The sequence below is a fragment of the Effusibacillus lacus genome (assembly GCF_002335525.1).
Taxonomy (GTDB): Bacteria; Bacillota; Bacilli; order Tumebacillales; family Effusibacillaceae; genus Effusibacillus; species Effusibacillus lacus.
The window spans coordinates 56,382-66,838 of sequence record NZ_BDUF01000057.1 but is presented as its reverse complement, the minus strand read 5'-3'; the positions used below and the strand labels follow the sequence as shown (position 1 = coordinate 66,838).

Here is a 10,457-nt window from a genome sequence, read left to right as displayed (position 1 = left end):
GGCTGACAAAGCGGATCTGATGGTGGTGGCGCCTGCAACCGCCAATGTGATTGCGAAAGCCGCTTGCGGACTGGCTGACGACATGCTGACCACGACCCTGCTGGCAACCCGTGCTCCTGTGTTGTTTGCTCCGGCCATGAATGTGAACATGTACAACAATCCGATTGTGCAGGAGAACCTTTCCCGTTTGCGGAGCCGGGGATATCTGACAGCCGAACCCGGGGAAGGGCCGCTTGCCTGCGGCTATACAGGCAAAGGGAGATTGCCGGAACCGGAAGAGCTGGTTGAGATCATCCGGGAGTTCTTTGCCCGCAGTCAGGATATGAAAGGCCTGAACGTGCTCGTGACTGCCGGAGGAACCCGTGAGCGGATCGATCCGGTCCGGTACCTGACCAACGATTCAAGCGGGAAAATGGGCTTTGCCCTGGCGGAAGCCGCTGCCCGTCGCGGGGCCAACGTGACTCTGGTGGTTGGGAATACGGCGGTAACACCGCCGTCTAACGTAAAGGTCGTCCGGGCGGAATCGGCTCTTGACATGTATCGGGAAGTTATGGAGCGATTGCGGGGCCAGGACGTGGTAATCAAGGCGGCTGCGGTGTCAGATTACAGGCCTTCGGAAACGGCCGGACAGAAGATTAAGAAGACAGAAGACCGCATGACCCTTGAACTTGTTCGAAACCCTGACATCTTGGCGGAGGTTGGGGCCCGCAAGTCTCCCGGACAGGTGATTGTCGGATTTGCGGCGGAGACGACCGAAGTGGAAGCCAACGCCACCGACAAACTTCTTCGGAAGAATGCCGACCTGATCGTAGCCAACGATGTGTCGAGAGAAGGAGCCGGATTTGGAGTCGATACGAACATCGTATCCTTCATCCGCCAGGATCAGCCCCTCCGTCAGCTGCCGCAGATGAGCAAGCGGGATGTGGCGGAAGCGATCCTCAATGAAATCCTGACAATTCGGAAGGACCGGGTATGAGCGGGAAAGTGAAACTTCCGTTTGCCGAAGTAATTGTGGACATACATGCCCGGGAAGTGGACAGGCCTTTCCATTATCGGATTCCTGAGGCCTTTGCCGGACAGGTGCATGTCGGAACCCGGGTGATTGTCCCATTCGGTCCCAGACGTCTCGAAGGGTATGTGATCGGATTTTCAAGCGAACCGGAACCGGATGTCAAAAACATAAAAGAAATACTGGACGTATTGGACGAACAGCCTCCCTTGACGGAAGAGCTGGTGAAGCTGGCTGACTGGATGTCCTACCGGTATCTGTCTTCCAAAGCGGCATCTGTTCAGGCTTTGTTCCCGGCGGGCGTAAGGGCCAGGACATCCGTTCGTCTGACACTGAAGGAAGATGTATGGAACAAGTTAAGGAAGTCAGGATCTGTCGGGATCTCCCCAAAGGAACAGCAGATTCTCGATCTGCTGGCGGAAGGTGCGCCTGTCTACAAAGACAAGCTGCTGAAAGACGCTCCTGGCTTGAAAGCGCCTTTGCAGCGGCTGCTGCGACTGGGGACAGTGGAAGAAAAGCATGAAGTGTCTCAGGCAGTACAGACCCTCTACATAACGGCAGTGAGCTGTACTCTGCGGGAAGCGGATTTTCAGAAAGCGATGGACGAGATTCCGGCTCGGGCTTTCAAACAGAAAGAAGTGGCCCGGTGGATTCGGATGCACGGCCCTTCCATACCGGTCCGCGATGTCCTGCGAGCTACCCATACGACTTATTCCACCATAAACTCGCTGGTCAGGAAAGGAATCCTTGTTCTGTCCCAGGTGGAGGAACGGCGCAATCCTTATGCCAACCGGTTTACGGGTGAAAGGGAACGCCCTCTGGCCCTGACCGGCGAGCAGGAACAGGCTTACCGGCTGATTGCCTCCGCCATGGCAGCAGGGCGGCCGGATCGTATTCTGCTGCAGGGTGTGACGGGAAGCGGCAAGACGGAAATCTATCTGCAATCCATTGCCGCCTGCATGGCACAGGGGCGGAAGGCTATCGTGCTCGTGCCGGAGATTTCTTTGACACCGCAGATGGTGGAGAGGTTCAAGCGGCGTTTTGGAGATGATGTGGCAGTCTTGCACAGCCGGTTGTCCCAGGGGGAACGTTATGACGAATGGAAACGAATCCGCAGGGGAACCGCTTCCATTGTGGTCGGGGCCCGTTCGGCCGTCTTTGCTCCGCTTGAGAACCTTGGACTCATTGTCATTGATGAAGAACATGAACTATCTTATAAACAGGAAGAACAACCGAAATACCACGCACGGGAAGTTGCCTGGCAGAGGGCCCTCCATCATGGGGCCGTGCTGGTACTGGGTTCGGCTACGCCGTCCCTGGAAACAAGGTTTATGATCGAACGGGGCGAAGGAAGAAGAATCCTGCTTCCAACCCGTTTTAACAAAAAGTCGCTACCTACTGTCAGAGTCATCGACATGAGGCAGGAACTGCAGGCAGGCAACCGGTCGATGTTTTCCCGGCCCCTGCATCACTTGATTCTGGACCGGCTGGCCAAACAGGAGCAAATCATTCTGTTCCTCAACCGCAGGGGATACTCCTCTTTCATCCTTTGCCGGAACTGCGGGTATGTGGCACGCTGTCCCGACTGCGACATCTCGCTTACTTATCATAAGGCGCACGGATTTGAGGTTCTCCGCTGCCATTATTGCGGTCATTCGGAACCTTCCGTGTCTCAGTGTCCTTCCTGTAGTAGCCCGCATATCCGTACGTTTGGAACGGGAACCCAGCGGGTCGAGGAGGAACTGAACAAGGTTTTTCCCGCTGCCAGGGTAATCCGGATGGATGTGGACACTACCGGAACCAAGGGAAGTCATGAACGATTGCTGCAGCAGTTTCGGGACGGACAGGCGGACATCCTGCTGGGCACACAGATGATTGCCAAAGGATTGGATTTTCCGCGTGTCTCGCTGGTTGGTGTGATAACGGCGGACACATCCTTGAATCTTCCGGATTTCCGGGCTGCCGAGCGAACGTTTCAGTTATTGACGCAAGTGGCTGGCCGTGCGGGGCGGCATGAGACAGAAGGCGTTGTCCTGGTGCAAACGTATCATCCCGAACATTATGCGATACAATACGCCGTAACCCAGGACTATGAGGATTTTTACCGGCAGGAAATCGAGATCAGGCGCACCCTGGACAATCCGCCTCTTTGTGATCTCGCGGTGTTTACCGCTCAGCACGAGAACCGGGCAGCAGCGGAAAGATGGGTTCGTTCTTTGGAAAAGCGGCTGCGGGCCGAATTTCACACGGCGAGTGTTGCGGAGGTACTGCCTGCTTGTCCGGCGCCCATTCCCAAACTGCAAGGCAAGCACCGGTACCATCTGTGCGTCAAGGTGCGGGATTTTGCAAAAGCACAACCGGTCCTGCTGGCCGGTTATCTGGAATCCTCCAGACTTGCAAGGGAACAGGGCGGAACAATTACAATAGATGTAAACGCTCAAATGATCCTCTAGCCGTCCGGATGCACGGCCGGGATTACTACTTGTTACAATCGATGCAAACACATAACTGATCCTATACGAGGTGGAACAAATGGCGATTCGGATTATTCGCAAAGAAGGTGACCCGGTCTTGCGGGAAACGGCAAAACCGGTAAAGGAAATTACGAAAAACATTCACAAGCTGCTGGATGATATGGCGGAAACGATGTATGACGCCGAAGGGGTCGGACTGGCCGCTCCTCAGGTGGGAATTTCCAAGCGTGTGATTGTGATGGACTGTGGCGATGGATTGATTGAGATGATTAACCCGGAGGTGGTCTCAACAGAAGGTGAGCAGATCGGTCCTGAAGGGTGCCTGTCCATTCCGGGTGTCACAGCCGAAGTGAAACGGGCGAAACGGGTGGTGGCCAAGGGACTGAACCGGCACGGGGAAGAAATCACCGTTGAAGGAGAAGATCTGCTGGCCCGGTGCATCCTGCACGAGATTGATCATTTGAACGGGATTCTGTTTACCGATTACGTGAATCCGATGGATTTGATTAAAAATCAGAAATGATTGACAGGTTGCCACACATGCTGGTATACCGAAATTTATTAAATTTTGACGATCCAATGAGGCAGGAGGAGCGATTTAGTGCGCATTCTATTCATGGGAACTCCCGACTTTGCCGTGCCCAGCATGAAGGCGTTGGTTGAGGCCGGGTACAATATAGTATGTGTAGTGACCCAACCTGATCGGCCAAAAGGCAGGGGCAAACAGCTGACGCCCCCGCCGGTGAAGGTTGCGGCACACGATCTCGGACTGCCCGTTTATCAACCGGAAAAGGTACGGACAGAGGATTCACTGGACTATCTGGAGAATTTGCGGCCGGACCTTTTGGTAACGGCAGCATATGGACAGATCCTCCCGTCCCGTCTTCTGAATCTGCCAAGACTTGGCTGTGTCAATGTACATGCGTCTTTGCTGCCGAAACACAGGGGAGGTGCCCCGATTCACCGCTGCATCATCAACGGAGACAAGGAATCGGGTGTAACCATTATGCGAATGGTTCAGCAGTTGGATGCGGGGGATATGCTGTCACAAGTCCGGGTGCCGATAGAAGAACGGGACACCGTCGGAACCTTGCACGACAAGCTTGCCCAGGCGGGAGCGAAACTTCTGATCGAAACGATTCCTGCGATCCTTGATGGCACTGTCAAGGAAACTCCGCAGGATGAATCCCTGGCAACCTACTCGCCGAATCTGACGCGGGAAGATGAACGGATCGACTGGTCCAAAAAAGCCCGTGAAATCTATAACCAGGTTCGGGGACTGAATCCGTGGCCGGTTGCCTTCACCAAACTGGACGGCAAGGTCTACAAAATCTGGTGGACGGAAATCGTGGATGAATTGGCAGTCACGGGTAAAAATCCGGGTACCGTGCTGAAAGCGGAGAAGGATGAGATACAGGTTCAGACGGGAGAGGGAATTCTGGCCATCAAGGAGCTGCAGCCGGAAGGGAAACGCCGGATGGCAGCAGCCGAACTGCTGCGGGGGCAAACCATGGAGGCAGGGAAACAATTTGACGACCAAGCTGAAAACTTCTAACCGACAACCGATTCCCGTCCGGGAGATCGCCTTGCAGGTGCTGCTGGCCGTGGACGAACAACAAGCCTACAGCAACCTGGCCCTGCAGAACGCATTGTCTCGTTATAACCTCCCAGTTAACGACAAAGGGCTTCTGACCGAAATTGTATATGGAACTGTGCAACGGCTGAACACCCTGGACTTCCGGATACGGCCGCTCCTGAAGCAACCGGTGGCCAAGCTGGAGCCTTGGGTGCGGAACTTGCTCCGGTTGACCGTCTATCAGTTGGACTATCTTGAACGGATTCCTCCATTTGCGGCTATTCATGAGGCGGTGGAGATCGCGAAGAGGCGAAATCCCAGACTCTCCGGATTCGTCAATGCGGTGTTGCGCAATTTGCTGCGGGGCGGCAAACCGGATTTTCCTTCTGCAGGGTTTGATCCCATTCGTCATCTGGCGCTTGTTCATTCCCATCCGGAGTGGCTGGTCAAGGAATGGTTCGATCAGTACGGTCCGGAGGAGACGGAGCGAATCTGCATGGCAAACAATGAACGGCCTTCCCTGTCCTTACGGGTGAATTCCATGCGGGCAAACCGTGATGAGGTGATCAAAGCGCTTGCGGAGGAAGGCGTTGAGGCGCATGCTTCCATTGTCTCTCCGGATGGAATCGTGCTCAATTCCGGTACCGACGTTGCCAAACTGAAGGTGTTTCAAAAAGGTATGTGCAGTGTGCAGGACGAAAGTTCGATGTTGGTGGCCCGATGTGTCAACCCTCAACCCGGCATGCGAATCCTTGATGCCTGTGCGGCTCCCGGCGGAAAGACCACCCATTTGGCCGAACTGGCGGGAGATCAGGGGGAAGTCTTCGCGGCGGACATTCATGAACACAAAATCGAACTCATTCGAAATGCCGCCCAACGGTTGGGACTCCAATCCATCCGGCCGGTAACGGGGGATATCCGTGAGCTGCTCCCTTCTTTGGGACAGTTTGACGCGATCCTGCTGGACGCTCCCTGTTCAGGTTTCGGAGTGATTCGCAGAAAGCCGGACATCAAATGGCGCAAGACACCGGATGATGTCAAGGAGATCCGGCAGATCCAGGCGGACTTGATCCGCCTGGTGGCCGGTTCGGTCAAACCGGGCGGCATCCTGATTTATTCCACCTGCACCGTTGAACGGAAGGAAAATGAAGAAATTGTACGAAGTTTATTGAGAGAACGCGATGATTTTGAAATTGATCCGCTCTTGTCCTTCTTGCCCAAGACTGTGAGCCGCAAGGCTTTGACGCCGGATGGTTGGGTGCAGATGCTCCCTCACCATTTTGGCACAGACGGATTTTTCATATGCAGATTGCGGAAAATGAAATGAACAGGGGGTGATCAGAATCGAACAACTGGTTCAACTCACGGAAACAAAAGTCCAACTGTACGGCATGCTGCCGGAAGAGATGGAACAATGGGTGCAGGAACTGGGGCAGCCGAAGTTCCGTGCCAAACAGGTATATGATTGGCTGTACAAAAAGCGGGCGACTTCCTTCGACGAAATGACCAATTTACCTGCGACCTTCCGGGCACAGTTGAAGGAAAAGGCCTTAATCGGGACAATGAAGGAAGTAACCCGCCAGACATCCCGGGACGGGACCATCAAACTTTTGTTGGAACTCCACGACGGCAGCACAGTCGAAACCGTTCTCATGCGTCACAATTACGGCAACTCGGTTTGTGTATCCTCTCAGGTCGGCTGCCGGATGGGATGTACCTTCTGTGCCTCCACCCTCGGCGGACTGATTCGCAACTTGTCTGCAGGGGAAATTGTGGAGCAGGTCATGTTTTTCCAGCGGATGTTGGATGAGGGGGAGGAACGGGTCTCTTCGATTGTACTGATGGGCTCCGGCGAACCCTTGGAAAATTATGATGCGGCGATGAAGTTTATCGATATCATTACGGCTCCCGAATCCCTGAATATCGGAACCCGCCACATCACGGTATCAACCAGCGGTCTTGTGCCGGCCATCAGGCGGTTGGCCGATGAGAAACGGCAAATCACTCTGGCAATCTCCTTGCATTCGCCCTTTGACGAATTGCGAAGTTCCATGATGCCTGTCAACCGGGCATGGAATATCGAGAAGCTGATGGATGCCTGCCGCTACTATTGGAATCAGACGGGACGCCGGTTGTCCTTTGAATATGCGCTGATCGGCGGCGTGAATGATGATCTGCGGCATGCCCGTGCACTCGCCGAGTTGTTGAACGGTTTTCAATGCCATGTAAATCTGATCCCCGTGAATTACGTACCGGAGAGAAATTACCGGCGAACCCCGAAGGAACAGATTCGGGCTTTCGTGGAGGAACTGAACCGACTGGGAGTCAATGCCACAGTCAGACGGGAGATGGGGCATGACATCGCGGCCGCTTGCGGCCAGTTGCGTGCCGAACAGGGGAGAATCCAGAGGTGAACTGAATGAAATATGCGGCGAAAAGTCACATCGGGTTGGTCCGGCAAATCAATGAAGACGAGTTTGCCCTGCATGTGGACCTGGACCCGTATCAGGTTGTTCTGGTGGCGGACGGAATGGGCGGCCATCTGGCAGGGGAAATCGCTTCATCGATCGCGGTGGAGGTGGCGGGACAGTATCTTCGGGAAAAGCTGAGCGCCAAAACCGGGCAGGAAGCGGAACCCGACTTGAGCGATTCCATAGTGGAAGCCATCCTGCTCGCCAATGAGGAAATATTCAGGAGGGGACAAAGTACCAGCGGATATTCCGGGATGGGGACAACAATTGTGGCCGGCATTGTCAGTCCCCATTCCATCACCATGGGATACATAGGCGACAGCAGGGGGTATTTGATCAAGCCGGAAGGCATCCGCCAGTTGACGGACGACCACTCGCTTGTCAACGAACTGTACAAAAACGGGCAGTTGACCGAAGAAGAGGTCAATTCCCATCCGCAAAGGAACATATTGACGCGGGCTTTGGGAACCGATCAGCGCGTGGAAGTGGACCTCATCAATACCCGGTGGAAGGAAGGGGATATCCTTCTGCTGTGCACGGATGGTTTGACCAACCTGGTAAGCGATGAGGAAATCGAACAGGTCATGAAGCATGTTGGCAGTCTGGAAGAAAAGATCGACAAACTGATTGAACGCGCCCTTGAAGAAGGCGGTACTGATAATATTACCGTTGTCGCATTGCAAAATACAGGCAGGGAGAAACGGGGTGAGACGCAGTGATAGGCAAAAAATTGGCCAATCGGTACGAAATACTGGAACGGATCGGCGGGGGCGGCATGGCCATCGTGTATCGCGCCCTTGATACAATCCTGAACCGCTATGTATCCGTAAAAGTCCTGCGTCAACAGTTTGTGGCAGACGAGGAATTTGTCCGGCGTTTCCGAAGGGAGGCCCAGTCTGCCGCCAGCCTTTCCCACCCCAACGTGGTGAATATTTATGATGTTGGCGTCGAAGACGAGACATACTTTATCGTAATGGAATACATCAACGGCAAGACACTGAAGGAAATCATCCAGGAGCGGGCTCCCCTGCCGGTAGTGGAAGCGGTGGATATCGCCAAGCAGATCTGTTCGGCGCTGCAGCATGCCCATGACCATCAGATTGTGCACAGGGACATTAAGCCGCACAATATTATGATCGGCAAAGACGGTCATGTCAAAGTAACCGATTTTGGAATCGCAAGAGCTGTTACTTCCAGTACAATCACGCATAATGGCTCGGTAATCGGCTCGGTGCATTATTTCTCCCCCGAACAGGCAAGGGGGGCCATCACCGATGTGAAATCTGACATTTACTCCCTGGGTGTCGTGTTGTACGAAACACTGACCGGTGAATTGCCATTCTCGGGAGAGACACCGATCTCCGTTGCGTTGAAGCATCTGCAGGAACACTTTGTGGAGCCGAGACAGATCAACCCGAAGATCCCGCAAAGTGTGGAAAACATTATTCTGAAGGCGCTGGCCAAGAATCCGGAAGTTCGCTACCAATCGGCAAAGGAAATGTATCGGGATCTTGACAATGCACTGCAAAATCCCAATGTGGCCAAGTTTACGGCACCGGACACAACGGCTTACACCCAACCGACGATCCAGATTCCGGCAGCCGCTTTCCATGAGTCTACCGCAACCAAACAGGCGACCAAAGACGAATCGGAAGACTCGGAACCCAAGAAGCGAAACCTGTGGAAAACCATCAGCCTGATCATGGGACTGCTCATGCTTGGCACCGTTGGAGTGGCGGCAGGGTATACCATCATGAACAAGTTCATGGCTGGTCAGGTTGTTGAAATGCCAAAGGTTGTCGGGATGCCTTATGATCAGGCGGTTGATTATCTGGTCAAGCAATATGGTTTCAAGATTGAGAATATCAAGAAAGTGGAAGCCAAAGACCCTGGTGAACCGGGCGTTCGTCCGCCCATGCAGGCGGGCCTTGTGTTTGAACAGGATCCGGAATCGACCAGACAGGTGAAGACCAATCGCATCGTGACTCTCAAGGTCAGCACCGGTGCAGAAACAATTGTAATGCCCAATCTGGAGAAAAAGACCGAGGAGGAAGCAAGGAAAGAACTGGCCGACCTGAATCTGGATCTGAGCGCCATCAAATTCACAAGCGAACCTCATAAGACGATCGAGAAAGGCAGGGTCATCAGGCACTTCCCGTCAGTTGCCGTTCCAGTCATCCCTGGTCAGACTCCAATCGAAATCTTCATCTCTTCCGGTCCGGAATTGTCCAAGGTGCCCGATGTCCGGAACAAGACTTTGACGGCGGCAACCCAAGCGATTCAGAACGCCGGGTTTCCCATCGGGAACATTGTGGACGAGTACAGTTATACAGTTCCCAACGGTCAGGTCATCAGACAGGAACCGTCCGATTTCAACCAGGATGTGCCGAAAGATACAAAGATCCATCTTTGGGTCTCGAAGGGTGCGGATCCGGCCACCCAGAAGCTCTCCTATAAAGTGATTGCCGACCCGGACAACGGCTCCACCGTAACGATCAAGATCGTACGTAAGGACGCACGCGGACAACAAGTGGTGGTTAATGACGAAAAGGTAACTTCAAAGAAAGAGTTCCCGGTGGAACTCTGGATCGCCCCGAACGGAACAGGCGAGATTGAGGTTTACGAGAACGGGTCGCTGAAAGAAAGGAAAGTTGTTCCGTACTCGCGTTAATGGAGGAATTGCATGCCTGAAGGAATGATTGTAAAGGCGCTGGCCGGGTTCTACTATGTAATGGCGGCTGATCGAATCTATCAGTGCAGGGCGCGGGGAATCTTCAAAAAACGCGGCATCTCCCCCCTTGTCGGCGATCGGGTGGAGTTTACTCCTGTTGGCAGCCGGGAAGGAGTAATTGAAGAAATTTTTCCGCGTTCTGTTGAATTGATTCGTCCTCCCATATCAAATGTGGATCAGGCTGTCCTGGTATTCT

Annotated in this window: 8 protein-coding genes and 1 pseudogene; all 9 read left to right on the top strand. The window is 53.8% G+C overall.

Translation table 11 applies throughout. The annotated features are described in order from the left end of the window. On the top strand, positions 1-976 hold a 976-nt coding region (gene coaBC, locus EFBL_RS10830; RefSeq protein WP_231705769.1), incomplete at its 5' end, for a bifunctional phosphopantothenoylcysteine decarboxylase/phosphopantothenate--cysteine ligase CoaBC. Continuing rightward, positions 973-3,462 carry a primosomal protein N' gene (priA, locus tag EFBL_RS10825; RefSeq protein WP_096182151.1) on the top strand — a complete coding sequence of 830 codons (2,490 nt, stop codon included), beginning with the start codon at positions 973-975 and terminating at the stop codon, positions 3,460-3,462. The genes coaBC and priA, both read left to right, overlap by 4 nt. A 79-nt stretch (positions 3,463-3,541) precedes the next feature. Beyond that, positions 3,542-4,006 (top strand): peptide deformylase, encoded by a 465-nt coding sequence (gene def / locus EFBL_RS10820; RefSeq protein WP_096182150.1) that lies wholly within the window; start codon positions 3,542-3,544, stop codon positions 4,004-4,006. Between the two features lie 93 nt (positions 4,007-4,099). Then, complete coding sequence (gene fmt, locus EFBL_RS10815; protein ID WP_096182243.1) at positions 4,100-5,038, top strand: methionyl-tRNA formyltransferase; 939 nt, start codon at positions 4,100-4,102, stop codon at positions 5,036-5,038. Further along, on the top strand, positions 5,013-6,386 hold the full coding sequence (rsmB, locus tag EFBL_RS10810; protein WP_231705768.1) for a 16S rRNA (cytosine(967)-C(5))-methyltransferase RsmB: 1,374 nt from the start codon (positions 5,013-5,015) through the stop codon (positions 6,384-6,386). The genes fmt and rsmB overlap by 26 nt, the downstream gene beginning before the upstream one ends. A gap of 7 nt (positions 6,387-6,393) precedes the next feature. Next, the gene (gene rlmN, locus EFBL_RS10805; protein ID WP_096182149.1) at positions 6,394-7,473 is read left to right on the top strand and encodes a dual-specificity RNA methyltransferase RlmN; all 1,080 of its coding nucleotides are present in this window, start codon (positions 6,394-6,396) and stop codon (positions 7,471-7,473) included. Between the two features lie 5 nt (positions 7,474-7,478). Then, on the top strand, positions 7,479-8,249 hold the full coding sequence (locus tag EFBL_RS10800) for a Stp1/IreP family PP2C-type Ser/Thr phosphatase (protein ID WP_096182148.1): 771 nt from the start codon (positions 7,479-7,481) through the stop codon (positions 8,247-8,249). Next, the gene (gene pknB, locus EFBL_RS10795; protein ID WP_096182147.1) at positions 8,246-10,201 is read left to right on the top strand and encodes a Stk1 family PASTA domain-containing Ser/Thr kinase; all 1,956 of its coding nucleotides are present in this window, start codon (positions 8,246-8,248) and stop codon (positions 10,199-10,201) included. Before EFBL_RS10800 ends, pknB begins: the two co-directional genes overlap by 4 nt. Positions 10,202-10,213: 12 nt before the next feature. Continuing rightward, positions 10,214-10,457, top strand: a pseudogene (locus EFBL_RS21265) (ribosome small subunit-dependent GTPase A); the annotation flags it as partial.